This window comes from Ochrobactrum sp. EDr1-4, assembly GCF_049199085.1.
Classification (GTDB): Bacteria; Pseudomonadota; Alphaproteobacteria; order Rhizobiales; family Rhizobiaceae; genus Brucella.
Genome location: NZ_JBLZOF010000037.1, coordinates 1 through 517, shown reverse-complemented (window position 1 = coordinate 517; position 517 = coordinate 1). Strand labels below are relative to the sequence as shown.

Sequence of the window (517 nt, the reverse complement as noted above, 5' to 3'; positions counted from 1 at the left end):
TATTCGTCAAAACATCACCGAAATCTTCGAAGCCAACCGTCGATGCTATGGCTACCGCAGACTACAGGCGTCATTGGCCAAACAATGCGTTACAATCTCAGAGAAGGTTGTGCAGCGCTTGATGAAGCAGGAGAACCTGATCGTTGCCACGCCAAAGCGGCGGCGATATCGCTCTTATCTCGGAGAAATCAGTCCGGCACCCGAGAACCTTATCAATCGCGACTTCCGGGCCACAGCCCCGAACGAAAAATGGCTGACCGATATCACTGAATTCCATATCCCGGCTGGCAAGGTGTATCTCTCACCCATCATCGACTGTTTTGATGGTTTGGTTATAAGCTGGTCACTCGGAACGAGACCAGATGCGGAATTGGTCAATATGATGCTTGATGCCGCCATAGAAACTGTCACAGGTACAGATGAACGACCAATAGTACATTCTGATCGGGGTGCACACTATCGCTGGCCGGGTTGGCTATCGCGGATCAGTGATGCGAAGCTGGTGCGCTCAATGTCC

At 51.5% G+C, this 517-nt stretch carries 1 protein-coding gene; it reads left to right on the top strand.

Annotated elements, in window-relative coordinates:
• On the top strand, window positions 1-517 hold a 517-nt coding region (locus ACOZHT_RS24425), incomplete at both ends, for an IS3 family transposase (protein ID WP_421567125.1).